Origin of the sequence: Ovoidimarina sediminis, assembly GCF_032586175.1 — a bacterium.
In the GTDB taxonomy this organism is placed as follows: Bacteria; Pseudomonadota; Alphaproteobacteria; order Rhodobacterales; family Rhodobacteraceae; genus Ovoidimarina; species Ovoidimarina sediminis.
Map to the genome: position 1 here is coordinate 194,503 of NZ_JAWHTE010000004.1, position 25,067 is coordinate 219,569.

21 protein-coding genes are annotated in these 25,067 nt (G+C 66.4%); 16 read left to right on the forward strand and 5 right to left on the reverse strand.

The genetic code is table 11. The features are described 5' to 3' along the window. Positions 1 to 2: 2 nt before the first annotated feature. From RXV90_RS07085 to RXV90_RS07095, 3 genes are read right to left on the reverse strand one after another with little or no spacing between them, the layout of a single operon-like run. Entirely contained in the window at positions 3 to 788 is a 786-nt protein-coding gene (locus RXV90_RS07085) for a carnitinyl-CoA dehydratase (protein WP_316647813.1), read from the reverse strand. Continuing rightward, complete coding sequence (locus tag RXV90_RS07090; RefSeq protein ID WP_316647814.1) at positions 785 to 2,824, reverse strand: acetate--CoA ligase family protein; 2,040 nt, start codon at positions 2,822 to 2,824, stop codon at positions 785 to 787. Before RXV90_RS07090 ends, RXV90_RS07085 begins: the two co-directional genes overlap by 4 nt. Next, positions 2,824 to 3,984, reverse strand: coding sequence for an acyl-CoA dehydrogenase family protein (locus RXV90_RS07095; RefSeq protein WP_316647815.1), 1,161 nt, complete (start codon positions 3,982 to 3,984; stop codon positions 2,824 to 2,826). The genes RXV90_RS07090 and RXV90_RS07095 overlap by 1 nt, the downstream gene beginning before the upstream one ends. An 87-nt stretch (positions 3,985 to 4,071) precedes the next feature. Here RXV90_RS07095 and RXV90_RS07100 point away from each other — a divergent pair, with 87 nt between their 5' ends. Together RXV90_RS07100 and RXV90_RS07105 are read left to right on the forward strand one after the other, a co-directional pair. Beyond that, entirely contained in the window at positions 4,072 to 5,007 is a 936-nt protein-coding gene (locus RXV90_RS07100; RefSeq protein ID WP_316647816.1) for a GlxA family transcriptional regulator, read from the forward strand. Positions 5,008 to 5,132: 125 nt separating this feature from the next. Next, a complete protein-coding gene (locus RXV90_RS07105) occupies positions 5,133 to 7,580 on the forward strand; it encodes a GcvT family protein (RefSeq protein ID WP_316647817.1) in 2,448 nt (815 codons plus the stop codon). A gap of 50 nt (positions 7,581 to 7,630) precedes the next feature. Here RXV90_RS07105 and RXV90_RS07110 read toward each other — a convergent pair whose 3' ends face one another. Next, on the reverse strand, positions 7,631 to 9,091 hold the full coding sequence (locus tag RXV90_RS07110) for an aldo/keto reductase (protein ID WP_316647818.1): 1,461 nt from the start codon (positions 9,089 to 9,091) through the stop codon (positions 7,631 to 7,633). A gap of 49 nt (positions 9,092 to 9,140) precedes the next feature. Then, positions 9,141 to 9,794 (reverse strand): GntR family transcriptional regulator, encoded by a 654-nt coding sequence (locus tag RXV90_RS07115; protein ID WP_316647819.1) that lies wholly within the window; start codon positions 9,792 to 9,794, stop codon positions 9,141 to 9,143. 123 nt (positions 9,795 to 9,917) lie between these two features. On the opposite strand from RXV90_RS07115, the gene RXV90_RS07120 reads away from it, so the two are divergent. From RXV90_RS07120 to RXV90_RS07185, 14 genes are all read left to right on the forward strand, one after another. After that, a complete protein-coding gene (locus tag RXV90_RS07120; RefSeq protein WP_316647820.1) occupies positions 9,918 to 10,292 on the forward strand; it encodes a TIGR04076 family protein in 375 nt (124 codons plus the stop codon). Further along, complete coding sequence (locus tag RXV90_RS07125) at positions 10,289 to 11,371, forward strand: aldo/keto reductase (protein WP_316647821.1); 1,083 nt, start codon at positions 10,289 to 10,291, stop codon at positions 11,369 to 11,371. Before RXV90_RS07120 ends, RXV90_RS07125 begins: the two co-directional genes overlap by 4 nt. Then, the gene (locus tag RXV90_RS07130; RefSeq protein ID WP_316647822.1) at positions 11,364 to 12,137 is read left to right on the forward strand and encodes an ABC transporter ATP-binding protein; all 774 of its coding nucleotides are present in this window, start codon (positions 11,364 to 11,366) and stop codon (positions 12,135 to 12,137) included. Before RXV90_RS07125 ends, RXV90_RS07130 begins: the two co-directional genes overlap by 8 nt. Then, positions 12,130 to 12,852 (forward strand): ABC transporter ATP-binding protein, encoded by a 723-nt coding sequence (locus RXV90_RS07135; RefSeq protein ID WP_316647823.1) that lies wholly within the window; start codon positions 12,130 to 12,132, stop codon positions 12,850 to 12,852. Before RXV90_RS07130 ends, RXV90_RS07135 begins: the two co-directional genes overlap by 8 nt. Next, a complete protein-coding gene (locus RXV90_RS07140) occupies positions 12,852 to 13,763 on the forward strand; it encodes a branched-chain amino acid ABC transporter permease (RefSeq protein ID WP_316647824.1) in 912 nt (303 codons plus the stop codon). Before RXV90_RS07135 ends, RXV90_RS07140 begins: the two co-directional genes overlap by 1 nt. Then, a complete protein-coding gene (locus RXV90_RS07145) occupies positions 13,760 to 14,710 on the forward strand; it encodes a branched-chain amino acid ABC transporter permease (RefSeq protein WP_316647825.1) in 951 nt (316 codons plus the stop codon). The genes RXV90_RS07140 and RXV90_RS07145 overlap by 4 nt, the downstream gene beginning before the upstream one ends. Positions 14,711 to 14,730: 20 nt before the next feature. Next, positions 14,731 to 15,999: an ABC transporter substrate-binding protein gene (locus tag RXV90_RS07150; RefSeq protein WP_316647826.1), complete on the forward strand. Its 1,269-nt coding sequence runs from the start codon at positions 14,731 to 14,733 to the stop codon at positions 15,997 to 15,999. Positions 16,000 to 16,409: 410 nt separating this feature from the next. Continuing rightward, the gene (gene acs, locus RXV90_RS07155; protein ID WP_316647827.1) at positions 16,410 to 18,377 is read left to right on the forward strand and encodes an acetate--CoA ligase; all 1,968 of its coding nucleotides are present in this window, start codon (positions 16,410 to 16,412) and stop codon (positions 18,375 to 18,377) included. Next, complete coding sequence (locus RXV90_RS07160; RefSeq protein ID WP_316647828.1) at positions 18,377 to 19,057, forward strand: adenylate kinase; 681 nt, start codon at positions 18,377 to 18,379, stop codon at positions 19,055 to 19,057. Before acs ends, RXV90_RS07160 begins: the two co-directional genes overlap by 1 nt. 84 nt (positions 19,058 to 19,141) lie before the next feature. Continuing rightward, positions 19,142 to 19,426: a DUF4212 domain-containing protein gene (locus RXV90_RS07165; RefSeq protein ID WP_316647829.1), complete on the forward strand. Its 285-nt coding sequence runs from the start codon at positions 19,142 to 19,144 to the stop codon at positions 19,424 to 19,426. A 6-nt stretch (positions 19,427 to 19,432) separates the two neighbouring features. Further along, entirely contained in the window at positions 19,433 to 21,220 is a 1,788-nt protein-coding gene (locus RXV90_RS07170; protein WP_316647830.1) for a sodium:solute symporter family protein, read from the forward strand. A 101-nt stretch (positions 21,221 to 21,321) separates the two neighbouring features. Further along, complete coding sequence (locus tag RXV90_RS07175; RefSeq protein WP_316647831.1) at positions 21,322 to 23,142, forward strand: DUF294 nucleotidyltransferase-like domain-containing protein; 1,821 nt, start codon at positions 21,322 to 21,324, stop codon at positions 23,140 to 23,142. Positions 23,143 to 23,146: 4 nt separating this feature from the next. Then, positions 23,147 to 23,665 (forward strand): hypothetical protein, encoded by a 519-nt coding sequence (locus RXV90_RS07180; protein WP_316647832.1) that lies wholly within the window; start codon positions 23,147 to 23,149, stop codon positions 23,663 to 23,665. 1 nt (position 23,666) lies between these two features. Next, entirely contained in the window at positions 23,667 to 25,067 is a 1,401-nt protein-coding gene (locus RXV90_RS07185; protein WP_316647833.1) for a 3'-5' exonuclease, read from the forward strand.

A 25,067-nucleotide genomic window follows, 5' to 3' on the forward strand; every position in this document is an offset into this window, starting at 1 on the left:
CGTTATTTCCCTTTCCAGACAGGATCGCGTTTCTCGGCGAAGGCGCGGGCGCCTTCGAGCTGATCCTCGGAGCGATAGAGACGCTCCACGGTTTCGAACTGGCTTTTGGTGATGCGGTTGAGGGTGTCGAGGAATTTCATGTCCTCCGCCTCGCGCACGATTTCCTTGATTGCGGCGAAGACGAGCGGCGGGCCGGCGGCAAGTTCGTCGGCGAGTTTTCGCGCTTCGGTCATCAGATCGGCGGCGGGGATGACGCGGCTGACGAGGCCCCAATGGGCGGCCTCTTCGGCATCCATCCAGCGGCCGGTGAAGAGAAGATCCATCGCCACGTGATAGGGGATGCGCTTGGGGAGCTTGACGCTGGCGGCATCGGCCACGGTGCCGGAGCGGATTTCTGGAAGCGCGAAGGTGGCGTGATCGGAGGCGAGGATGAGATCGGCCGAAAGCGCGAGTTCTAGCCCGCCGCCGCAGGCGATGCCGTTCACTGCCGCGATCACCGGTTTGTTGAGGCCGCGGAGTTCCTGAAGCCCGCCGAAGCCGCCCTTTCCGTAGTCGCCATCGACCGCGTCGCCCTCGGCCGCGGCCTTCAGATCCCAGCCCGGGCAGAAGAATTTCTCGCCCGCGCCGGTGAGGAGGGCCACGCGCAGGTCTGGATCGTCGCGGAAGTCGGTGAAGACCTCGCCCATGATCCGGCTGGTGGCGAGATCGATGGCGTTGGCCTTGGGGCGGTCGAGGGTGACTTCGAGGACGTTGCCCCGGCGCTCGGTACGGATCGGCGTGTCGGTCATGGCGTCTCTCCCGTTCGGATCAGCGCGTCGGCGGCGACGGCGCGGTTGGGGGTGCAGATGAGGGGGTTCACTTCAACCTCGCTCCAGTCTTCGGCGTGTTCGGTGACCGCCGAGGCAATGGCGGCGATCGCGGCGTGGAGGGCGGGGCGCGAGATGGCGGGCTTGCCGCGATAGCCGTCGAGGAGCGGCGCGATGCGGAGGCCTGCGAGGGCGCGGTCGATCTCTGCGGCGCTGGCGGGGAGGAGGAGGGAGGCGCTGTCGGCGAAAAGCTCCGTCAAGGTGCCGCCTTGGGCGAGGGTGAGGACGTAGCCGTGGGCCGGGTCGCGGAGGACGCCGACGAGGAGTTCGGCGATGCCGCCGGCGATCATTTCCTCGACGAGGTAGGTGTCGGCGGACATGGCGTCTGCCGCTGCGCGGATGGAATCGGGGCCGGTTAGGCCGAGGGCGACAAGCCCCTCTTCCGATTTGTGTGCCGCGCCTTCGCCCTTCAGGACGAGGGTGCCGCCGATGTCGCGGGCCGCCTTTGCCGCGTCGGTGGGGCTGGTCGCCTGGCGGGCCTTGGGGATGTCGAGCCCGTGGGCGGCGAGTATGGCCTTTGCCCCCGCCTCCGTCATCACCCGGGCGGGCGGGATGGTGCCGGGGAGGAGGACCGGGGCGGTGTCGCGGGGACCTGCGCCGATCCGGGCGGCGGCGGCGATGGCCTCGAGCCCGTCGGTGAGGCCGGAGAGCGGGACGACGCCGCCCGATGCGAGGCGATCCGCCACCGGTTCAGGCATCGCCTCGGGCAGGGTGGCGAGGATTGCGAGCGGGCGGCCCGTATCGGCACATGCCCCAATTGCGGTATCCACCACGATATCCCAGCTGGCCGGGTCGCAGCGGTCGGGCCGGGGGAGATCGAGGACGATGGTGGTCAGGGCCGTATCCTCCGACGTCATGGCCGAAAAGCATGCGCTGAGCGCGGGGGCGTCGCCCCAGATACGGGTTTGATAATCGAGGGGATTGGCGAGTGCGACCCCGGGGCCGAGAACGTCGCGGAGTGCGGCGGTCTGGCGGGTGGTGAGCGGCGGGAAGGTGAGGCCGAGGGCCGTGCCGCGATCTGCCATGAGGCTCGCCTCGCCACCGGAGCAGGAGAGCGAGGCGATCCGGGGCGCGGCGAGCGGGCCCACGATGTGGAGGATCTTCAAGCATTCGAGGAGGGCCGCCGGGGTGGTGACCTGGCCGATCCCGAGACGGTCGAGAAGCGCCTTGCCGCCCGCGTCGCTGCCTGCGAGCGAGCCTGTGTGGGAGACGGTTGCGGCGCGCGCCTGATCGGAGGCCCCGGCCTTGATCGCGACGATGGGCTTGCCGAGGCGGCGAGCGGTGGCCGCGAGCGCCTCGAACGCGCGGATGTCGCCGATCCCCTCGATGTAGAGCCCGAGCGCGGTGACGCGGGGGTCGTTGAGCAGCGCCGCGCCGATCCGGGCGAGGCCGGTCTGGGCCTGGTTGCCCACGGTCATGACATAGGCGAGCGGGAGGCCGCGCGCCTGCATGGTGAAGTTGAGCGCGATGTTCGAGGATTGGGTGACGATGGCGACGCCGCGATCCGCCACCGTCATGCCGTGCTGGTCGGGCCAGAGCACGGCGCGGTCGAGCGCGTTGACGAAGCCGTAGCAGTTCGGCCCGAAAATCGGCATCTCGCCTGCCGCGGCGACGAGTTCGGTTTCGAGTGCCGGGCCGTCAGGCAGTTCGGCCTCGGCCTCGCGGTAGCCGTTGGCGAAGCAGACGGCGCCGCCCGCGCCCATGCGGGAGAGGGCGGCGACGACGTCGATCGTGGCCGTGCGGTTGACGCCGATGAAGGCGGCGTCAGGCGGGGCTGGCAGATCCTGGACCCGGGTCACCGCCGGGACGCCGCCGATCTCGGGCCGCGTGGGGTGGACGGCGTGCACCGTGCCCTCGTAGCCGAACTTGGCGCATTCGCGGATGACGTTCGCGCACCAGGTGCCGCCGCCGATCACTGCGATGGAGCGGGGGCGAAGGAGGCGGCCCAGCCTGTCCATCAGGCGCCGAGCGGCCGGAACAGATCGCGCCCGATGATGTGGCGCTGGATTTCGGAGGTGCCGTCCCAGATCCGTTCCACGCGCGCGTCGCGCCAGAAGCGTTCGATGGGCAGGTCGCTCATCAGCCCCATGCCGCCGTGGATCTGGAGCGTGGCGTCGGTGACGCGGGCGAGCATTTCAGTGGCGTAGAGTTTGGCGCTTGCGATCTCTCGGTTGGCGGGGAGGCCCTGGTCGAGCCGCCAGGCGCCCGCGAGGGTGAGCCAGTCGGCAGCGTCGATTTCGGTGATCATGTCGGCGATCTGGAAGCTGACGCCCTGGAATTTGGCGATCTGCTGGCCGAACTGTTTGCGCTCGGCGGCGTAGGTGAGCGCGTGGTCGAAGCACCGGCGGGCGCGGCCCACGGCCATGGCGGCGACGGTGAGGCGGGTGGCGTAGAGCCATTCGTTCATCACCGCGAAGCCGCCGTCGACCTCGCCCAGAACCTGTGCGTCGGGGAGGCGGCACCCGTCGAAATCGAGGATGCAGTTCTTGTAGCCGCGGTGGCTGACGGAGGCATAGCCAGGCCGCACCTCGAACCCGGGCGTGCCCCGGTCGACGAGGAAGCAGGTGATGCGTTTCTTCGGGCCCTTGGGGGTTTCGTCAACGCCAGTGGCTACGAAAACGATAAAGAAATCAGCCTGATCGGCGCCGGAGATGAAGTGTTTCGACCCCGATACGACCCAGTCGCCGCCCTCGCGCACCGCCTGGCATTTCATGCCGCGCACGTCCGATCCCGCGTCGGATTCGGTCATCGCGAGCGCATCCATCCGTTCACCCCGGACGGCGGGCAGGAGGTAGCGTTCGCGCTGGTCGGCGTTGCAGGCCATGAGGATGTTCTGGGGGCGGCCGAAGAAATGGGTGAGCGCCATGGAGCCCCGGCCGAGTTCGCGTTCCACGAGTGTGAAATCGAGGTGGCTGAGCCCTGCGCCCCCCACCTCTTCGGGGAAGTTGCAGGCGTAGAAGCCGAGGTCGAGACATTTCGACTTGATCGCTTCTGCGATGTGGGCGGGGACTTCGCCCGCCCGCTCCACCTCGTTCTCGTGGGGGTAAATTTCCGTTTCGACGAAGCTTCGCACCGTCGAGACGATCATTTCCTGTTCGTCCGTCAGCCCGAAATGCATGGACGTCCTCCCCTTATCTTTGCTCTTGTTAGGGCCGGGGGTGGCCTGCCATTGTGCAATTTGCGATCAGAATCATGCAGGTTTCGCATGGATTATCAGCAGCGGAGCGTTTCGGTTCTGCTTTTCCCGGGCTTTTCGAACCTCTGTCTCGCCAATGCGGTGGAGCCCCTGCGCGCGGCGAACACGCTGGCGCGGCGGGAGCTTTACCGCTGGAGCTATCTGGCGATCGACGCGGGCGCGCAGCTGTCGTCGAGCCGCCTGCCGGTGACGCCCGAGGCGACGCTGGCGCGGGCGGGGCGGGCGGATTTTCTGTTCGTGATGCCGAGCTATGGGTTCGAGGCGCTCGGCGTGCCGGCCGTGGTGCGGGCGCTGCGGGCCGCCGCGCCGCGGTTCGGGACGCTGGTTGGGCTTGATACCGGGAGCCTCGTTCTCGCGGCCGCCGGGCTTCTCGACGGATACCGGGCGACCTCGCACTGGGATGTGCTGAGCGCCTTCGAGGAGCGGTATCCGGAAGTCGACGTGGTGACGGACCGCTTCGTGATCGACCGAGACCGGGCGAGTTGCGGCGGGGCGACGACGACGCTCGACCTGATGCTGGAGCTTGTCCGGCGGCATCACGGGGCGATGCTGAGCCTCGATGTCGCGGCGCTGTTCATGCATGGCGAGCGGCAGGCGGACCCGGCGCTGAACCTGCCGCCCGACCGGGTGGTGCGGGCGGCGGCGGCGATGATGCGGCGGCATGTGGAGGATCCGGTGCCGGTGGCGGAGGTGGCGCGGGCGCTGGGCGTGTCGCAACGCGGGCTCGAACAGCATTTCGCGCGGGTGGTGGGGCGGTCGCCCCGGCAGGTCTATGGCGCGATCCGGCTGGGGGAGGCGCTGCGGCTGGCCGAGCAGACGCGTCTTTCCATGGCCGAGATCGCAGGGCGCGTGGGCTATCGCAACGCAAGTGCGATGACGCGGGCGTTCAAGGCGGAGTTCGGCGCACCGCCCCAGCGGATGCGGGCGGCTGCGCGGGAGGGGTGAGGTTTCGGGCTTTGCCGCGATCACGTTTGCCCGGGCGTCAATCTGGCGTTTGACATTGCGCGAAAAGCCCCCGACCAAAGACCGGGAAGAGGCCACGGAGCGGGCCGGAAAGACGGGGAGAGATCATGAGCGAGATGCCTTCTTCGGCGCGGGTCGTCATCATCGGCGGCGGTGTGGTCGGGTGTTCGGTGGCCTATCACCTGGCGAAGCTCGGCTGGAGCGATGTCGTGCTTCTGGAGCGGAAGCGGCTGACCTCGGGCACCACGTGGCATGCCGCCGGGCTGATCGGGCAGCTTCGGGCGACGGCGAACATGACGAAGCTCGCGAAATATTCCGCCGATCTCTATGGCTCGCTCGAGGAAGAGACGGGGGTTGCCACGGGTTTCCGGCAGACCGGCTCGATCTCGGCGGCGCTGACGGAGGAACGGCGGGAGGAGCTGTTCCGCTCTGCCGCCATGGCGCGTGCCTTCGGCGTGCCGGTGGAGGAGCTGACCGCCGCGGAAATCAAGGCGCGGTACCCGCATCTCAATATCGACGGTGTGACCGGGGGCGTCTGGCTGCCGTCGGACGGGCAGGGGGACCCCGCGAATATCGCGCAGGCGCTCGCCAAGGGCGCGCGGATGCGGGGCGCCCAGGTGCGCGAGGGGGTGAAGGTGACGGGGATCGCCCGTACGGGCCGCCGTGTTACAGGCGTCGACTGGACGGCGGAGGACGGTGCGACTGGGCACATCGCCTGCGAGGCGATCGTGAATTCAGCGGGGATGTGGGGCCACGAAGTGGGGCGGATGGCGGGGGTGACGGTGCCGCTTCACGCCTGCGAGCATTTCTACATCGTGACGGAGGGGATCGAGGGCCTGGGCACTTTGCCGGTGCTGCGGGTGCCCGACGAATGCGCCTATTACAAGGAGGATGCGGGCAAGATCCTGCTCGGGGCGTTCGAGCCCAATGCGAAGCCCTGGGGGATGGAGGGCATCCCCGAAAGCTTCGAATTCGACCAGTTGCCCGAGGATTTCGATCATTTCGAGCCGATCCTCGAGGCCGCGTGCAACCGGATGCCGCTTCTGGCCGAGGCGGGGATACACACCTTCTTCAACGGTCCCGAAAGCTTTACCCCCGACGACGCCTATCACCTCGGGCTTGCGCCTGAAATGGACAATGTCTGGGTTGCCTGCGGCTTCAACTCCATCGGCATCCAGTCGGCGGGCGGCGCGGGTATGGCGCTGTCGCAATGGATGGAGGACGGGGCGCGGCCTTTCGATCTGGGCGATGTGGATATCGCGCGGATGCAGCCCTTTCAGGGCAACCGTCATTACCTTTTCGAGCGCTCGAAGGAGACGCTGGGGCTGCTTTACGCCGATCACTTCCCCTACCGGCAAAAGGCGACGGCGCGGGGCGTGCGGCGCACGCCGTTTCACGCCCATCTTCTGGAGCGCGGCGCCGTCATGGGCGAGATCGCGGGCTGGGAGCGGGCGAACTGGTTTGCCGAGGCGGGCCAGGAGCGGGAATATCGCTATTCCTGGAAGCGGCAGAACTGGTTCGAAAATGCCGCGCGGGAGCACCGGGCGGTGCGCGAGGGCGTGGGCATGTACGACATGTCGTCCTTCGGGAAGATCCGAGTCGAGGGGCCGGATGCGGAGAGCTTCCTCAACCATATCTGCGGGGCGGATCTGGCGGTCGCGCCGGGGCGGATCGTATACACGCAGTTCCTGAACGAGACGGGCGGGATCGAGGCGGACGTGACCGTCACGCGGTTGTCGGAGACGGCCTATCTTGTCGTGACCCCGGCGGCGACGCGGCGGGCCGACCAGGCCTGGATGGCGCGGCATGTTGGCGAGGCGCGGGTGGTTCTGACCGATGTGACGGCGGGCGAGGGCGTTCTGGCCGTGATGGGGCCAAAGGCGCGGGACCTGATGGCGAGGGTGAGCCCGGCCGACCTGACGAACGCCGCGCATCCCTTTGGACATGCGGTTGAAATCGAGATCGGCATGGGCCTCGTCCGGGCGCACCGGGTGTCATATGTCGGTGAGCTGGGCTGGGAGCTTTACGTCTCCGCCGACATGGCGGGGCACGTGTTCGAGACGCTGTGGGAGGCGGGGCAGGACGTGGGGCTGAAGCTCTGCGGGATGCACATGATGGACAGTTGTCGGATCGAGAAGGCGTTTCGCCATTTCGGCCATGACATCACGTGCGAGGATCATGTGATCGATGCGGGCCTGGGGTTTGCCGTGAAGACGGACAAGCCCGCCTTCATCGGGCGGGACGCAGTGCTGAGGCGGAAGGAGACGGGGCCGAAGACGCGGATGGTGCAGTTCCTCTTGCAGGATCCCGAGCCGCTTCTTTACCACAACGAGCCGATCGTGCGGGACGGGGAGATCGTGGGCTACCTGTCATCGGGCAATTACGGTCACACGCTGGGCGGGGCCGTGGGTATGGGATATGTGCCCTCATTCGGTGAGAGCGCGGCAGATGTGCTGGGCTCGACCTACGAGATCGATGTGATGGGCGTGCGGGTGGCGGCGACCGCGTCGCTGAGGCCGCTTTACGATCCGAAGGCGGAGCGGGCGAAGGCCTGAGGTCCGGCGGGGGCAGGGCGCAGTCCCGGGCCTGACCCGGGACCTCTGCGTCAGGCCCGGACCAGCGCTTCCGCCTCGATTTCCACATTGTAGCCGCCGATGAGCCCGGCGACGACGACGAGCGTATTCGCCGGCTTGATCGCGCCGAAGACGCGGCCATGCGCCTCGGAGATTGCCTGAACGTCGGCCTCGTCGGTGATGTAGATGCGGGTGCGTATCACGTCTTCCGCATTGGCGCCGAGGGCGGCGAGGGCAGCGAGGATCTTGTCGATCACGAAGGTCGTCTGCGCGCCCGCATCGCCCGGGGCCACCATCCGGGACGTGCCTGCCGTTGCGGTGGTGCCGGAGACAAGGATGCGATCGCCGATCTTCTGCGCCCGGCAATATCCCGCGATATCTTCCCATTCCGATCCGCTGAGGACGCGGGTGGCACCGTCGCGATGCGGGACGGGGGCGGGATCGAAGGCGCGTGGAAGCGTGCCTAGGTGATGCGAGAGGTCGCCCGAGGCGGTGAGGAAGGGCGGGCGGCGGTATTCGTCGCCGCAATCGCCGGGGATGGCCTGCGTCGCTGCGAAGGCCGCGTCGAGCCGGGCGTGATCCTCCGCGTCGAGGGCGAAGGAGAAGAGTTTGAGGTTGTCGCCGGTGTGCATCGCCTCGCCCAGCCGCGCGCCCACGATCACGCCCGCAACGGCCGGATGTTCGAGCACCCAGCGGGTGGCGACGTTCGAGACCGAGACGCCGTGTTTTGCCGCGATGCCGGATGCTGCGCGGAGGATGCCCTGAAACGCCTCCCACCCGCCGGCGGTGTCGATGAAGCGCTTGTATTTCATCTTCGACCAGTCGGGGATCGTCGCGGGTTCCGGCTGGCCCAGCCATTTCTCGGATAGGAAGCCGCCGCAAAGCGTGCCGTAGGCCAGAAGCCTGAGGCCGGTCTTGCCGGACAGCGCCGAGAGCGCGCCCGCCGCGCGCCGGTCGACGAGGGAGAAGGAGACCTGGTTGGTCAGGAGCGGGATGCCATCGGCCAGGGCGAGGGCCGCGTGGGCGGCGTCGAAATTGGTGACGCCGATTTCGCCGATGAGCCCGTCTTCGCGGAGGCGGGCCATTTCGTGCAGCGCGTCGAGCCAAGCCGGATGCTCGAAGCTCCACCAGTGAAACTGGAGGAGATCGACGCAGGGGCGGCCGAGCCGTTCGAGCCGTTCCTCGACGCCCCGCCGGACGACATCGGCCGTCATGGGCCCGGGCGTGGGGCACCACTTTGTGAAGACCTTTGCGCCGGAGGCGCCGCCCCCGGCGAGGAAGCGTCCCGCGATGATTTCCGCCGAGCCGTAGTGATCGGCCATGTCGAACGTGTCGAACCCCTGCTCGGCATAGGCGGCGAGCCAGCCTGCGCCGGTGTCGGGATCGATCTCGCCCGAGACACGTTCGATATCGGCGACCTGCCAGAGGCCGGTGAGGACGCGGCTGATATCGAGGCCGGGGGCGAGGGTGATGCGGTCGGGAGCGGTCGTCATACGGGCGTAGCCTTTCGGTGCACGGTGCCTGCCTGGGGGGCGATCATCCTCAGCCTTCAGTTCGCAGGATCCGGAAACTCCGGTCGATGTCGCGCTTGAGGGCGGCGCGTGCGCCGTCACGGTCGCCGGCGCGGAGGGCCGCAAGGATTTCGCGGTGGAAGACGTGTTCGTCGACTTCGCGCGCGGCCTCTTCGTGGATCACGAGGTGGAGGTAGGCGCCGTATTGAAGCCAGAGCGCCTCGACCAGCGGCAGAAGCACGTCGGAGCCGCTGAGGCGATAGAGCGTGAAGTGGAACCGGTAATTGCGGCTGAGATCGGGGCGCTCGTCGGGCATCTCGGGCGGGGCGTCGAGGATGGCGGCGAGGCGATCGATATCGTCCGGGGTCATACGGTCGATCGCCTGATCGACGATAAGGGGCTCGAGCGCCAGGCGCGCGGCCTTCAGATCCTCCATCCTGCGTGCGTCGTAAGGCGGGACGGCGAGGGTGCGGCTGGGCGTGTCGATCAGCGCGCCTTCGGCGACGAGGCGGCGCACCGCTTCCCGGACCGGCGTCATGGAAATGCCGAGCTGTTCGGCGAGATCCCGCAGGCTGACCGTGTCGCCCGGCGCGAATTCGCCCCGGGTGAATGCATCACGCAGCGCGTAATACGCCGTTTCCCTGAGTTTCGAGGGATCGATCGGTGCGATCTGCGGCCGTGCCATGTGCCTCCCCTTTGGGGCGGCTGTTCCGCCCTTTCCCGAATCGAGATATTAGATAAAATATCACAGATAACAGCGAGGGTGGCACGGGGAAGATGGCCGCCCTCCGGAACCGGGGGGTATTGGTTGGCCGAAACGGGGGGTGAGGGCGTCTGGCTCTATGACCTGAAGGTCGAGACCGTGCTGGACGGGCGGACGCCTGTCTGCCGCCATGTGGAAGGCGAAAGTTTCGAGGTGGTGGGCGAGGCGCTGGTATTCCCCGAAGGCGCGCAGGTGTCGATGTATGCGCTGGCCGCGCTTCTTCCGCTTCTGCCCGCCAAGCAGCGGGAAACCGCGCCGGGCGACTGGATGTCGACCGATGCCGAGGTGGCCTGCCCCGATCCCCATTGCGGCGGGCGGTTCCGCATTACGCGGACGAACCGCCGCTGGTTTGCCCACGCGGCAACGACGGGCCTGCCCGACCGGCGCGGAACGCCCTACTGGCGGGAGGGCGAGGCGTGAGCGTCGAGACGTTCGACCTTGCTCCGGGCCACCCGATTTCGCGGGTTATCAAGGGCGGATGGCAGCTTGCAGGCGATCATGGCGAGGTGCGGGCCGAGGCCGCGACGCGGGATATGGAGGCTTTTCTCGACGCCGGGATCACCACCTTCGACTGCGCCGATATCTATACCGGGGTCGAAGAGATGATCGGCACCTTCATCGGCGATCTGCGGCGTCGGCGCGGGGCGTCGGTGGCCGGCCGGGTGACGGTGCACACGAAGCTGGTGCCCGATCTGGGGCGCCTGGCGGATATCCGGCCCGGGGAGATCGAGGCGATCGTGGACCGGTCGCTGAAACGCTTGCAGGTGGAGACCCTGCATCTTGTGCAGTTCTTCTGGTGGGACGTGGCGGTGGGAGATCCCGTTGCCGCCTTCGAGGTGCTGAAGGCCTGCCGCGAGAAGGGGAAGATCCGGAACCTCGGGGTGACGAACTGGGATATCGCGGAGACGGCGCTCTTCGGGGCGGAGGGGGCCGATCTGGTTTCCACCCAGGTGCAGTATTCGCTTCTGGACCGGCGGGCGGAGAACGGGCTGGCCGACTGGGCGATGGCGCGGGAGATCGGGCTTCTCTGCTACGGGACGCTCGCGGGCGGGTTTCTGACCGAGCGGTGGCTGGGCGCGGAGGACCCGGGGTTTCAGTTCGAGAACAGGTCGCTGGTGAAATACCGGCTGATCATCGACGAATTCGGGCCCTGGGCGGTGTTCCAGAGGCTGCTTGAGACTTTGCACGCCATTGCCGGGAAGCACGGGGTGACGATCCCGGCGGTGGCGACGCGCTGGGTTCTGGACCGGCCCGGCGTGGCGGCGGCAATCGTGGGCGCGCGCTATGCCCGGCACCTGCCTAAGACGCTGGAGACCTTCGCCGTCACGCTCGATGCCGAGGATCGTGCGGCGATCGATGCGGTGCTGGACGATGCGCCGGGTCCGGGCGGGCCGGTCTACGGCCTCGAACGCGACCGGACGGGGCGGCATGGGCGGATCATGAAATACAACCTCAACACCCGGCCCGACGACGCCGTGCTGGGGACCGCCGATGGCTGAGCCGATCCTGAGCACAGCGGGCCTGACCCGCCGGTTCGGGGCGCTTGCTGCGGTGAGCGAGGTGTCGCTTGCGATCCGCCGGGGAACGATCACCGGACTGATCGGGCCGAACGGGGCGGGAAAATCAACGCTTTTCAACCTTCTGACCGGTGCGCTTTATCCGGATGCCGGGACGGTCGCGCTGGCTGGGGAAGATTTGACGCGGTTGCCGCCTGACCGGCGTTTCGGCCTCGGGCTGGGCCGGACCTTTCAGATACCGCGCCCGTTTGCGCGGATGAGCGTTCTGGAAAACGTGATGCTTGCGCCGATGGGCCAGACCGGCGAGCGGGTGATCGGGCCGATCCTGTTTCCGGGCCGCGTGCGGGGCGAGGAGCGGCGGATCAGGGAGCGGGCGCTCGAGGTGCTTGATTTCGTGACCCTGCGCCCCCTGGCCGATCACCCGGCCGGCAAGATCTCGGGCGGGCAGATGAAGCTTCTGGAGCTGGCGCGGGTGCTGATGGGTGATCCCAAGGTGATCCTGCTGGATGAACCGGCGGCCGGGGTGAACCCGGTTCTGACCGAGATGCTTATCGGGAAGATCGAAGAGCTGAACCGGCAGGGCAAGACCTTCGTCATCATCGAGCACGACATGGATTTCATCATGCGCCATTGCGACCCGGTGATCGCGATGGCGGAGGGACGGGTGATCTTCGAGGGCACGGCAGCGGAGGCGCGGGCGAACCCCGCGCTGCTTGACGCCTATCTGGGGGCGCCGGTCGGTGAGTGAGGCTGTTCTTGAGGTCGAGGGGCTGACGGCGGGCTATGTGCCCGACCTGCCGATCCTGCGCGAGGTATCGATGCGCGCGCAGCGGGCGAAGATCACGGTGGTGATCGGGCCGAACGGTGCGGGAAAATCGACGCTGATCAAGGCGGTGGCGGGGCTTCTTAAGATCGGCGGGGGACATGTGCGGCTGGAGGGCGAGGATATCACCGGGCTGCGCCCAGACCTGATGGCGGGCCGTGGCATGGCCTATGTGCCGCAGATAGACAACATTTTCCGCAGCCTCACGATCCGCCAGAACCTGGAACTGGCACTGGCGCGCGTGGGCGGTGCGAGCATCGAGCCGATGCTGGCGCGTTTTCCGGTGCTGGCGGAGAAGCTGAAGGACCGGGCGGGCACGCTTTCGGGCGGGCAGCGGCAGCTTCTGGCGGTTGCGATGGCGCTGGCCGCGGGGCCGCGGCTTATCCTGATGGACGAACCTTCCGCGGGCCTTTCGCCCAAGGCCACGGCGGAGGTGCTGGACCTCGCCCGCACGCTGGCGGAGGAGGGCGTGACGATCCTGCTTGTCGAGCAGAACGTGAAGGCGGCACTGCGGCTGGCCGATCACTGTTACATCTTGGCCGAGGGCCGGAACCAGATCGACGGGCCGGCGCGGGACCTTCTGAACGATCCGGTGGTGGGCGAGATCTACCTTGGCGGGCGCCGGATGGAGCGGGCCTGATGCAGCAGATCGCAGATGGCATCCTGACCGGATCTTTCCTGTCACTCGGTGCGATCGGGCTGACGCTGGTGATGCATATCCTGAGGTTCGCGAATTTCTCGCACGCCGAGCTTCTGTCGGTCGGGGCCTATGCGGCGCTGGTTTTCGACCGGCTGTTTTCGGCGCTTTACCCGCCGATTGCCAACAAGCTGGGGCCGCTTCTTCTGACCCCGGCGCTGGCACTGGCGATCCTCGTGGCGATGGGGGTGACGGCGGTGACGGCGGTGCTGTTCGACCGCCTGGTGTTTCGCCGGGTGCGCGAGAAGGGGGGCGAGTTGTCGATGGTCTTCGCCTCGTTCGGGATGGCGCTGATCGTGCGGAACGTGATCGGGCTGATCTTCGGGCTTCAGTCGGTGCTCTATTCCCGCGACATCTCTTTCGCGATGGTGCTGAGCCGGGATCCCCTGCTTCTCGTCAAGCCCGATCAGATCTTCGTTCTGATCGCGGCACTCGTGATCATGGGGCTTCTGCACCTCGTTCTGTCGCGGACGACCTTTGGCTATGCGCTTCGCGCGGTGGCGGAGAACCCGGGGCTCGCGCAGGTGAACGGGGTGAACCTGGGCCGGATGATCGCGGCGACCTGGGTGATTGCGGGGGCGCTGGCGGCGGCGGCGGGGGCGTTCTACGGCCTGTCCTATCAACTGATTCCGGTGATGGGGCGTGACCTCGTGCTTCCCATTTTCGCCGCGACCATCGTCGGCGGGATCGGCAGCGTCTATGGCGCGGTTCTGGGTGGTTTCATCGTGGGGCTGGCGACCAACCTTGCGGTTCTGATCCTGCCCTCGGGCTATACCCCCGCGGTACCGTTCCTTCTGATCCTGGCGGTGCTGATCGTGCGGCCCCACGGGCTTTTCGGGGAGGCGCGGGCGTGATCGGCGTGATCTCCTACCTCGTGTTCTTCGCCACCGTGGCCTCGATCCTTGCGATCGCCGTTCTGGGGCTGAACCTGCACTGGGGAAATACGGGGCTTTTCAACGGGGGTGTCGTGGCGTTCTTCGGGGCGGGGGCCTATGGCACGCTGATCCTTGGAGGGACGCCGCAGGAGGGACATCTGGGAGGCTTCGGCCTGTTCTATCCCCTCGCATTGCTGGGCGGGATGGCGTCGGCGGGCATTCTGGCGTGGATCGTGGGGATCCTCACACTGAGGCTGCGGCACGATTACCTGGCCATCGCGACCTTCGGGGTGGCGGTGGCGTTCGAGAACCTGATGCGAAACGCCGAGTGGCTGGCGGGCGGCGCGAAGGGTGTGCGGGGGTTCGAAAGGCCCTTGCGCGAGGCGCTGGGCGACGGGTTCTTGTACAACCTCGGCTTTTTCGCCGTGACCGCGCTGATCCTGCTGGCGGTGTACGTCTTCCTGGAACGGCTTGTGCGGTCGCCCTTCGGACGGCTTCTGCGCGCGATCCGCGAGGATGAGGAGGCCGCGCGATCGCTGGGCAAGCGCCCCGCGCGTATTCGCCTGACCGCCTTCATCACGGGATCGGTCATCATGGGGCTGGCGGGCGGGCTTTATGGCACCTTCTATGCATTTGTGAGCCCGCAGGACATTCTGCCCACGCTGACCTTCCAGATCTGGGCGATGCTGATCGTGGGCGGCGCAGGCAACAACCTTGGCGCGATCCTCGGCACCTTCCTGATCTGGGGGGCGTGGACGGGATCGGGTTGGGCGCTGTCGCGCTTCGCGCCGATCGAGGCGCAGCTTTACACGGGGTCGATCCAATTCGTGCTGATCGGGGCCGTTATCGTCGGTATGCTGCTTTGGAGGCCCCAGGGGCTGTTCCCGGAGCGGCTTGTCGTCTCACAGTCGGAAAAACCGGCATGACATCAACAGGGAGAATTTAGATGCCACTGAAGAGAACCACACGGGCCGCGCTGACGCTGGGCCTTGTCGCCGGGGCCTCGGCCCTGGCCACAGGCGCGATGGCGCAGGATTGCACCACGAAGATCGGGGCGGTTCTGCCGACCTCGGTCGACTGGGGGCGGCCCATCGCGGAGGTCGCGCAATTCGCCGTCGACCAGGTGAACGAGGCGGGCGGGGCCGCGGGCTGCCAGATCGAAATGGTGCTGCGCGACACGCAGGTTGACCCGAAGGTGGGGGTCGACGCCGCGAAGGCGCTTGTCGATCTCGAAGGGGTGAAGGTGCTTCTGGGTGCCGTGAGCTCCGGTGTGTCGATGCCGATCCTGACATCGGTCACGGCGCCGTCGGGTGTGATGCAGATGTCGTGCTGTTCGTCCTCGACCGCGTTCACGAATCTGGCCGCGGAAGGGAAGACCGAGGGCCTTTGGTTCCGCACCTTCGCGACGACGGCGGTGCAATCGGCGGTGGCGGCGAAGATCGCGCAGGATCAGGGCTACAAGCGGATCGCCGTTCTCTACAAGAACGACGACTGGGGGCAGGATATGGCACGCCTCATCGCCGATGATTTCGCGGCGGTGGGTGTCGAGGTGACGACGTCGGTCGCGATCAACGATGCGCAGCCCAGCTACCGGGCCGAAGTGACGGAGGCGATCGCGACTCAGCCCGATGCGCTTTACCTTGCCCTTTACCCCGTCGAGGGGACGTCGGCGGTGCGGGAGTGGATATCGCTTGGCGGCACGCAGAACATGATCGTGGCGAATTCGCTGAAATCCGATGAGTTCCGCGACAATGTGGGGCTCGAGTTCCTCGGCAGCACACTTGGCACCGACACCGCCTCGCCGCGCGCAGAGAGCGCCGATGCGTTCCGCGCGAAATATGTCGAGCGCTTCGGGTCGGAGCCCAACGGGCCGGGCCTGGCCAACAGCTATGACGCGGCGATGATCGCGCTTCTGGCGATGGAGGCAGCCGGGCCCGACGCCTCGGGTGCCGACATCGCGGCGGCGGTTGCACGCGTGACCGACCCGGCGGGCACACCGGTATCGGCGGATGCCGCGGGCGTGGCGGCGGCGAAGGAGGCCTTCGCGGCAGGCGGCAGCGTCATGTACCAGGGCGCGACCGGGAACGTGCGGTTCGACGGCAATGGCGACGTGTCGGCCCCGGCCGTCGTCTGGTCCTTCGCCGAGAGCGGGATCAGCGAGGTGGAATACATCTCGCTCGACGAGGTGAACGATTTCATCGCCTCGCTCAGGTAAGCGATCGGGTGCCCGGCCGGGGGCAAACGCTTCCGGCCGGGCCCAGACCACGGCGCGAATCCCCGAGGCGGAGCGCGCGCCGCCGTGGCGCCGGAGAGCGCTGTTTCCAGCCTGATGACAATTTGCCGCATCGGCGCCGGAGGCCGGAATGCCGCCCGAAGTGTATGCATTTGCATACCGCGCGCGGGCGAAGCGACGCCGTACGGGTCTTTTACCCTCAGTAAATCTTGAGAAATTCCTAAACTGAAAAGAAATTTGTATTTTTGCAGGTATATTTTCGAAATAAATTTACAAATTTTCTTAATGAACTGAGGGGGCAATACCGCCTTTCACAAATTTCTGTATTTTCTTGCCAGACGCCGCTGTTCCGGCCTTGCGGGACATCGAGAGGCGCGACTGGAGGAGATGCTATGACGACCCAGGGCGAGACGATTACCCCCAAATCATCCGAAAAAGTGCTGCCGACCCCCCATGTGGACGCCGAAGGATATGCCCGGATGTATGCCGCATCCGTGGCGAACCCGGATGCCTTCTGGGGGGAGCACGCGCAGCGGATCGACTGGATCAAACCGTTCAGCACGGTGAAGAACACCTCCTTCGTACCCGGCAATATCGATATCCGGTGGTTCGAGGACGGCACGCTCAACGTCGCCGCCAACTGCATCGACCGGCATCTTGAGACGCGGGGCGATCAGACGGCGATCATCTGGGAGCCTGACGACACCTCGAAGGACGCGGTGCAGCACATCACCTACCGCGATCTGCATGCTTCGGTCAGCCGGATGGCGAACGTCCTGAAGGGGCTTGGCGTCGGGCGCGGGGACCGGGTGGTGATCTATCTGCCGATGATCCCGGAGGCGGCCTATGCGATGCTGGCCTGCGCCCGAATCGGAGCCATCCATTCCATCGTTTTCGCCGGGTTCTCCCCGGACGCGCTCGGGGCGCGGATCAACGGATGTGACGCGAAGCTCGTTATCACCGCCGATTACGCGCCCCGGGGCGGACGGGAAACGCCGCTGAAATCGAACACCGACGCCGCGCTTCTGCACTGCAAGGACGACGTCCAGTGCCTGGTGGTCAAGCGCACGGGCGGACAGACGACCTGGACCGAACGGGACCATGACTGCGCCGCGCTTATGGCCGACGCCTCGCCCGATTGCCCGGCGGAGGAAGTGGGGGCGGAGGACCCGCTTTTCATCCTCTACACGTCGGGCTCGACCGGTCAGCCGAAGGGGGTGGTGCATACGAGCGGGGGGTATCTTGTCTATGCGTCGATGACGCACCAGTACACGTTCGACTATCACGACGGCGATATCTTCTGGTGCACGGCGGATGTGGGCTGGGTGACCGGCCACAGCTACATTGTTTACGGCCCGCTGGCGAATGGGGCGACGACGATCATGTTCGAAGGCGTCCCGACCTATCCCGATGCGGGCCGGTTCTGGGAGGTCTGCGAAAAGCACAAGGTCACCCAGTTCTACACCGCGCCCACCGCGATCCGCGCGCTGATGGGAGCGGGGCGTGAGTGGGTTGAGAAATACGATCTGTCGTCGCTCAGGCTTCTGGGATCCGTGGGCGAGCCGATCAATCCCGAGGCGTGGAACTGGTACAACGAGGTTGTCGGCAAGGGCCGCTGCCCGATCGTAGACACCTTCTGGCAGACCGAAACCGGGGGCCACATGCTGACCCCGCTGCCCGGGGCGACGAAGCTGAAGCCGGGCGCCGCGCAACAGCCCTTCTTCGGGGTGCAGCCCGTGGTGCTTGAGCCGACGAGCGGGGAGGTCATCGAGGGCAACGGCGTCGAGGGGGTGCTGTGCATCAAGGACAGCTGGCCGGGGCAGATGCGCACCGTCTGGGGCGACCACGCGCGGTTCGAGAAAACCTATTTCAGCGATTACAAGGGGTATTACTTCTCGGGCGACGGCTGCCGCCGTGACGCGGACGGGGATTACTGGATCACCGGCCGCGTCGACGATGTGATCAACGTCTCGGGCCACCGGATGGGCACGGCGGAGGTGGAAAGCGCCCTTGTCGCTCACGTGAAGGTCGCCGAGGCGGCGGTGGTGGGCTATCCGCACGACCTGAAGGGACAGGGGATTTATGCCTATGTGACGCTGATGAACGGTGAAGAGACGTCGGACGCGCTGCGCAAGGAACTGGAAACCTGGGTCAGGACCGAGATCGGGCCGATCGCCAAGCCGGATCTGATCCAGTGGGCGCCGGGCCTGCCCAAGACCCGGTCGGGCAAGATCATGCGGCGGATCCTGAGAAAGATTGCCGAGGACGATTACGGCGCGCTGGGCGACACCTCGACCCTGGCCGATCCGTCGGTGGTCGATGACCTGATCGCCAACCGGATGAACCGGAGGAACGGGTGATGGACGGCGCGTCCGCCCTCACATGCGCCCCGATCCTGATCCTTCTGGGCCCCCCGGGGGCCGGGAAGGGCACGCAGGCGCGGATGCTGCAGGAGCGGTTCGGCCTTGTGCAGCTGTCGACCGGCGACCTGCTGCGCGCCGCCGTTGCCGCCGGCACGGAGGCCGGGCGGGCGGCGGAGCAGGTGATGAAGGCCGGGGGGCTTGTCAGCGACGAGATCGTGCTTGCGGTGCTGACAGAGCGGCTTGCGCAGGACGATTGCGCCCGGGGCGTGGTGCTTGACGGCTTCCCGCGCACCACCGCCCAGGCGGAGGCGCTGGACGCGATGCTGGCGGCAGGCGGGCAGCGCATCTCGGCGGTGATCTCGCTTGATGTTGATGCCGCGCGGATGGTGCAGCGGGTTGCGGGCCGGTTTACCTGCGGTGGCTGCGGCGAGGGCTATCACGACGATTTCAAGCCGACCCGAACGCCGGGTATCTGCGATGCCTGCGGGTCGGAGGAGATGACGCGGCGGACGGACGACACCGCCCGGACCGCCATGGCGCGTCTCGATGCCTATGCCGCGGAGACCGCGCCGCTCATCGATTACTACGACCGCAGCGGCACGCTGAGCCGCGTCGACGCCATGGGCGCGATCGACCGGATCGCGGCGGATATCGCGCGGCTCGTGAACGGGGCCTGAGCCCTGCCAGACGGCGCGCTTTTCCCGGAACGTCCCGGGAAGCGCGGAAGACCAGAAAGCGCAACTTGCGAGGAGGACACCAGCATGGTGGATCATTCAGTCGACACTTCGGAGACCGCGACGAAGGACGCGGGCTACTGGAGCACAAATATCCGGATCATCGGCATTTGCCTGGCGATCTGGGCCATCGTGTCCTTCGGTTTCGGCATCATTCTGAGGCCGCTGCTGTCAGGCATCAGCGTCGGCGGCGCCGACCTTGGTTTCTGGTTCGCGCAGCAGGGATCGATCCTCGTCTTTCTGGCGCTGATCTTCTTCTACGCCTGGCGGATGAACCGGCTCGACAAGCAATACGGCGTGGACGAGGAGTAGGGAAAGATGGACCAGTTTACACTCAACCTGCTGTTTGTGGGCGCGTCCTTCGCGCTTTACATCGGTATCGCGATCTGGGCCCGGGCGGGCTCGACCTCGGAATTCTATGCCGCCGGGCGCGGTGTGCACCCGGTCACGAACGGGATGGCCACGGCGGCGGACTGGATGTCGGCGGCCTCGTTCATCTCGATGGCGGGCCTGATCGCCTTCACGGGATACGACAATTCGAGCTTCCTGATGGGCTGGACCGGGGGCTATGTGCTTCTGGCGCTTCTTCTTGCGCCCTACCTCAGGAAATTTGGAAAGTTCACGGTGTCCGAGTTTATCGGTGACCGGTTTTATTCGAAGACCGCCCGGATGGTGGCGGTGATCTGCCTTCTGGTTGCCTCGATCACCTATGTGATCGGGCAGATGCAGGGGGTTGGGATCGCCTTTGGACGGTTCCTCGAGATCGACGCCTTCTGGGGGCTATTGATCGGGGCCTGCGTGGTTTTCGCCTATGCCGTGTTCGGCGGGATGAAGGGCGTGACCTATACGCAGGTCGCGCAATACTGCGTGCTGATCACGGCCTACACGATCCCGGCCGTCTTCATTTCGCTGCAGCTGACGGGCAATCCGATCCCGGCGCTTGGCCTTTTCGGCGACCATCAGGGTTCGGGCGAGCCGCTTCTGGCGAAGCTGAACCAGATCGTGACCGACCTCGGCTTCGCGGAGTACACCGCGGCGCATGGATCGACCATCAACATGGTGCTTTTCACCCTGTCGCTGATGATCGGTACGGCGGGGCTGCCGCATGTGATCATGCGGTTCTTCACGGTGCCGAAGGTATCTGACGCGCGCTGGTCGGCCGGGTGGAGCCTTGTCTTCATCGCGCTTCTCTACCTCACGGCCCCGGCCGTTGGTGCGATGGCTCGGCTCAACATCTCGGAACTGATGTGGCCGAACGGGACGGATGCGCCGGCGGTGAGCGTCGAGCAGATCGAAACCGATCCCGAATATGCCTGGATGGCGACGTGGCAGAAGACCGGCCTTCTGGGCTGGGAAGACAAGAACGGCGATGGCATGATCCAGTACTACAACGATGCCAATCCCGATCTTCAGGCGAAGGCCGAAGCCAACGGCTGGGCCGGCAACGAGCTGACCAACTTCAACCGCGACATCCTTGTCCTGGCAAATCCCGAGATCGCGAGCCTTCCCGGCTGGGTGATCGGGCTTGTGGCGGCCGGTGGCCTGGCCGCGGCGCTGTCGACGGCGGCGGGCCTGTTGCTGGCGATCTCGTCGGCGGTGTCGCACGACCTGCTGAAGGGCCAGCTGACACCGAACATGTCGGAGAAATCCGAACTGATGGCAGCGCGGATTTCGATGGCGGCGGCGATCGTGGTGGCGGTGCTTCTGGGGCTCAACCCCCCGGGCTTCGCGGCGCAGACGGTGGCCCTGGCTTTCGGTCTGGCGGCGGCCTCGATCTTCCCGGCGCTGATGATGGGCATCTTCTCGACGCGCATCAACAATGTCGGTGCGGTCGCGGGGATGCTGGCGGGCCTCGTTGTGACGCTCGTCTACATCTTCCTGCACAAGGGCTGGTTCTTCATCCCGGACACCAACATGTTCACGGATGCCGACCCGCTTCTTGGCCCGATCAAGTCGACCTCGTTCGGTGCGATCGGTGCGGCGGTGAACTTCGCGGTGGCCTACGTGGTCTCCGGCATGACGAAGGAGACGCCGCAGCATATCAAGGACCTCGTCGAAAGCGTTCGCATTCCGCGCGGGGCCGGCGCGGCTGTCGAAGGCCACTGATACCATCGGGGATCGCCGCAAGCGCGCGGCGGTTCCCTTCTTCCGGCCTCTGCCCTGTCCGCCCGCGCGGGCGGGGCGTCTTGCCAGAAAGGCCCTGAGACATGCCATTGTCGGACCACCTGACCCGGTTTCTCGCTTCGGTGCATCCCTATGACAGTCTTGCGGCGGGGGAACTTCAGGCCCTGGCGCGGCTGTGCGAGGCCCGGGAGATTTCGGCGGGTGAGACGATCTTCACCGTCGGCGAGGCAATCGGGCAGCTGTTCATCCTGGTCGAGGGCGAGGTGGACATCACCGACGAGGCAGGCGTTCAGATTTCTCTGCTGGGCCCGCGCAATTCCTTCGGGGAGCGTGCGCTTCTGCGTGGGGAGGCGGCGAGCCGGACGGCCGTGGCCACCAAGGCCACGACCCTCATTGCCCTGCCGAAGGCGCAGTTCTTCGCACTGATGGAGGCCGAGCCCCGGGTCGCCCGGTTCTTCGACAGGGGGCGGCCGCAGCGGGCGGCGCAAAATGACCTTGCGACCATGGCAGTGGCCCGGCTGATGACGCCCGAGCCCGCGAGGTGTGCGCCGGAGACGCCGATCCGTGCGGCGGCGGAGATCATGCACAAGCGGCGCATTTCATCGGTTTGCGTCGTGGGGGAGGACGGGTTTCAGGGGATCGTCACGCTTCGGGATATGAACGGGCGGGTGATCGCCGGAGGCGCCGATCCCGGGGCCCCTGTGTCCACGATCATGACGGAGGCGCCGCTGACGCTGGGGCCGTCGGCGCTTGTCACCGATGTGCTGCACCTGATGGTCGAGCGGGGGATCGGGCATGTGCCGATCCTCGATGGCGGGCGGCTTGCCGGCATCGTCACGCAGACGGATCTGACCCGTGCGCAGGCCATGACGTCTGCCGATCTCGTGGGCCGGGTCGCGAAGGCCGCGTCGGCGGAAGACATGGCGCGTGCGACCGCCGAGATCGCGAAACTCCTCGCTCAGCTTGTCGAGACCGGGAACCGGCACGAGGTTGTGACACGGCTTATCACCGATATCGCCGATACCGCGACCCGCCGCCTTCTGGCGCTGGCCGAGGCGGAGCTGGGTGCGCCGCCCGTGCCCTACCTCTGGCTCGCCTGCGGCAGCCAGGGGCGGCAGGAACAGACGGGTGTGTCCGATCAGGACAACTGCCTGATCCTGTCGGATGTGGCAACCGGGGCGGATGCGCCCTATTTCGAGGCAATCGCGCGCCACGTATCTGACGGGCTTGCCACTTGCGGGTATACCTATTGCCCCGGCTACATGATGGCGACGAACCCGCGCTGGCGGCAGCCGCTTCGCGTCTGGCGAAGCTATTTCCGGGGCTGGATCGCGACGCCCGACCCCGAGGCGCAGATGCTGGCCTCGGTTATGTTCGATCTGCGCCCGATCGGCGGCGAGGAAAGCCTTTTCGAAGGATTGCAGAGAGAAACACTGAAGGCGGCATCGGAGAATTCGATCTTCACCGCGCACATGATTTCGAACTCGCTGAAGCATCACCCGCCGCTTGGGCTGTTGCGCGGGCTTGCGACGATCCGGTCGGGGGAATACCGCAACCAGATCGACCTGAAACACAACGGGGTGGTGCCGGTGGTGGATCTTGGGCGGATCTATACGTTGCAGGGCCAGCTTGCCCCGGTGAACACGCGCGCGCGGCTTGAGGCGGCGATGGGCGCAGGCGTTCTGTCGGCCTCGGGCGGGGCCGATCTTCTGGATGCCTATGACCTGATCGCGACGACGCGGCTTGAACACCAGGCCGCGCAGATCCGGGCGGGGCGGGCGCCGGATAATTACCTTGATCCCTCGACCCTTTCGGATTTCGAGCGAAGCCACCTGCGGGATGCCTTCGTAGTGGTGAAGACGATGCAATCCGCCGTGGGATCGGGAAAGGGAGCACTGGGGTAGGGCCATGTTCATAGAACTGATCGCCACCGTTTTCGCCGGGATCGCCTGTGCCGGGATCGCGCTGTTGCTCAATATCCTGACAGGCCGCCGCCTGCCGAAATGGGTTGTGCCGGTGGCGGCAGGGGCAGGCATGATCGCGATGACGATTTCGAACGAGTACACGTGGTTTCAGCGGACGGCGGAGCGTTTGCCTGACGGCGTCGAAATAGCCGTGACCGTGGACGAGCAAGGCTGGCTGAGGCCGTGGACAAAGATCTGGCCCTATACGAAACGCTTCGTCGCGGTCGATACCGGCACCGCACGGCGAAACGAAAACCTGCCGGGGCAGCGGATGGCGGATCTGTATTTCTTCGGGCGATGGTCGCCCGTCAACATGGCCCCGATGCTGTTCGATTGCGAGGGACGCCGTTCGGCGCTTCTGATCGACGGGGCGGAGTTTGCCGCCGATGGCAGCGTGGCGAATGCCGACTGGGAGGCGATGCCCGCTGGCGACCCGGTCCTCGCGCTGGTCTGCGGGAGCTGAGATGCTGGCCGGCCTTTCGCTTCGCTTGCGGATTTTCCTGTTCTTTTGCCTTCTGGCAGCAGGGGGCGCGGCGGTGGCGGCGGGGGCGCTCGGTTTCGGCTGGTCGCGCGGCGGTGATCTTCCGGCGGGGCCGTTCCTTACCGCACTTGTTCTGTTTGTCTTCCTCAATACCGGAATGATCCTCGGGATCTGGCTTTTGTTCGACGAGAATGTTGCGAAGCCGATCAACAGGTTATCGGCGGGTCTTCGTCTTAGGGCCCATGCCGGGGTGGAGAGCCCGGTGAGCCCCGAGGATGCCCGTTACCTGGGGGATCTGGCGCCGGCAGCGCATGCCTTGTCGGAGACGATGGGTGCGTCGGTGATGGACAGCGCTGCGCGCGTGGCGCGGGAAACGCAGCGGCTTCGCGCGGAAAGCGAGCGGCTGACGGCGCTTTTGACAGAGATTCCGATTGCGACGATCCTTCTCAATCCCGTGGGCGAGATCGTGCTTTACGACGGGCAAGCGGCGGATGTTCTGTCAGAGATCGCGCCGCCGCGGCTGAAGGCGCCTCTGTCGGATTACTTCGATACCGGGCCGCTTACTGAGATGGTTGCGGGGCAGGATGGCGAGACGGCGATTCAGCTTCGCGAAGCAGGTGGTGGAAAGACATTCGCGGCCCGGGTGAAGCGCCTCGGCGATGACGGGCATATGATCCTGATCGATGCGGGGGCACGGCGTGCCGAACGGATAGCGCCGCGGCCGCTGGTCTTCGATTTCGATCTGATGGCGGGAAGCGTGGCGTCGGATATCAACGATACAGCGTTGAAAGACCTGTGCTTTGTGCCTTTCGACACCGAGACCACCGGATTGTCCGTCGAACGGGATGCGATTGTTCAGCTTGGCGCGCTTCGGGTCGTCGGTGGCCGGATCGTCGAAGGCGAAGTGATCGACACACATGTTGCGCCGGGCCGCCCGATCCCGGCCGCATCGGCGCGCATTCACGGGGTGCGCGATGCGGATGTGGTGGGGGCGCCGGGGATCGGCGATGCGGGGCGGGCGTTTCACCAGTTCGCGCGCGGGGCGGTTCTGGTGGCCCATAATGCACCTTTCGACATAGGGCTTTTGCGGAAGTCCGAGGACGAGATGGGCGTGGCGTGGGACCACCCGGTTCTGGACACCGTTCTTCTGTCTGCCGTGGTGTTCGGGACGGGCGAGGATCATTCGCTTGACGCGCTGTGTGCGCGGCTCCTGATCACGATTCCCGAGGCCGGGCGGCACACGGCGATTGGCGACGCGCGGGCGACGGCGGAGGTGCTTGTCAGGCTTCTTCCACTCCTTGAAGGCAAGGGGTTAGGGACATTCGGCGCGGTGCTTGCGGAAACCCGCAAGCATGGGCGCCTCCTTCGCGATCTGAACGGCTAG

Coding starts and splice junctions, on each gene's coding strand:
- RXV90_RS07150 (WP_316647826.1), top strand. CDS start 14,731: ATGCCACTGAAGAGAACCACACGGGCCGCGCTGACGCTGGGCCTTGTC.
- RXV90_RS07175 (WP_316647831.1), top strand. CDS start 21,322: ATGCCATTGTCGGACCACCTGACCCGGTTTCTCGCTTCGGTGCATCCC.
- RXV90_RS07090 (WP_316647814.1), bottom strand. CDS start 2,824: ATGGACAGGCTGGGCCGCCTCCTTCGCCCCCGCTCCATCGCAGTGATC.
- RXV90_RS07110 (WP_316647818.1), bottom strand. CDS start 9,091: ATGACGACCGCTCCCGACCGCATCACCCTCGCCCCCGGCCTCGATATC.
- RXV90_RS07165 (WP_316647829.1), top strand. CDS start 19,142: ATGGTGGATCATTCAGTCGACACTTCGGAGACCGCGACGAAGGACGCG.
- RXV90_RS07130 (WP_316647822.1), top strand. CDS start 11,364: ATGGCTGAGCCGATCCTGAGCACAGCGGGCCTGACCCGCCGGTTCGGG.
- RXV90_RS07095 (WP_316647815.1), bottom strand. CDS start 3,984: ATGCATTTCGGGCTGACGGACGAACAGGAAATGATCGTCTCGACGGTG.
- RXV90_RS07185 (WP_316647833.1), top strand. CDS start 23,667: ATGCTGGCCGGCCTTTCGCTTCGCTTGCGGATTTTCCTGTTCTTTTGC.
- RXV90_RS07160 (WP_316647828.1), top strand. CDS start 18,377: ATGGACGGCGCGTCCGCCCTCACATGCGCCCCGATCCTGATCCTTCTG.
- RXV90_RS07100 (WP_316647816.1), top strand. CDS start 4,072: ATGGATTATCAGCAGCGGAGCGTTTCGGTTCTGCTTTTCCCGGGCTTT.
- RXV90_RS07170 (WP_316647830.1), top strand. CDS start 19,433: ATGGACCAGTTTACACTCAACCTGCTGTTTGTGGGCGCGTCCTTCGCG.
- RXV90_RS07105 (WP_316647817.1), top strand. CDS start 5,133: ATGAGCGAGATGCCTTCTTCGGCGCGGGTCGTCATCATCGGCGGCGGT.
- RXV90_RS07140 (WP_316647824.1), top strand. CDS start 12,852: ATGCAGCAGATCGCAGATGGCATCCTGACCGGATCTTTCCTGTCACTC.
- RXV90_RS07180 (WP_316647832.1), top strand. CDS start 23,147: ATGTTCATAGAACTGATCGCCACCGTTTTCGCCGGGATCGCCTGTGCC.
- acs (WP_316647827.1), top strand. CDS start 16,410: ATGACGACCCAGGGCGAGACGATTACCCCCAAATCATCCGAAAAAGTG.
- RXV90_RS07085 (WP_316647813.1), bottom strand. CDS start 788: ATGACCGACACGCCGATCCGTACCGAGCGCCGGGGCAACGTCCTCGAA.
- RXV90_RS07115 (WP_316647819.1), bottom strand. CDS start 9,794: ATGGCACGGCCGCAGATCGCACCGATCGATCCCTCGAAACTCAGGGAA.